1 protein-coding gene is annotated in these 554 nt (G+C 59.7%); it reads left to right on the top strand.

Annotation, left to right across the window (positions count from 1 at the left end; genetic code table 11):
* Nucleotides 1-554, top strand: a 554-nt coding sequence (locus L972_RS15760; protein WP_047439424.1) for a pyruvate kinase, incomplete at both ends; no start/stop codon positions are given.

Below are 554 nucleotides of genomic sequence, written 5' to 3'. Positions count from 1 at the left end.
GCCACCCAGATGCTGGACTCCATGATCAAGAACCCGCGTCCGACCCGCGCCGAAGCTGGTGACGTGGCCAACGCCATCCTGGACGGTACCGACGCAGTGATGCTGTCCGGTGAATCCGCCAAGGGTAAGTACCCGCTGGAAGCCGTGACCATCATGGCCACCATCTGCGAGCGTACCGATGCCGTGATGCCGTCCAACCTGTCTGCTGCCAACGACAGCAACAAGCTGCGCATCACCGAAGCCGTATGTAAAGGCGCCGTAGAGACCTCCGAGAAGCTGGACGCCCCGCTGATCGTGGTCGCTACCGAAGGCGGCAAGTCTGCCAAGGCCATTCGCAAGTACTTCCCGAAAGCCTGGATCCTGGCTATCACCACCAACAAGAAAACTGCTGCCCAGCTGGTTCTGACCAAGGGTGTGGTTGCTCACGTGGTTGACAGCATCGCCTCTACCGACGATTTCTATCGCATCGGTAAAGAAGCCGCGCTGGAAATCGGCATGGGTCTGAAAGGTGACGTGGTTGTGATGGTCTCCGGTGCTCTGGTACCGAGCGGCAC

The sequence above is a fragment of the Aeromonas sp. ZOR0001 genome, assembly GCF_000801015.1.
Lineage (GTDB): Bacteria > Pseudomonadota > Gammaproteobacteria > Enterobacterales > Aeromonadaceae > Aeromonas > Aeromonas veronii.
Note: the sequence above shows the minus strand (reverse complement) of the source record. Positions and strands in the feature narration are given on the sequence as shown.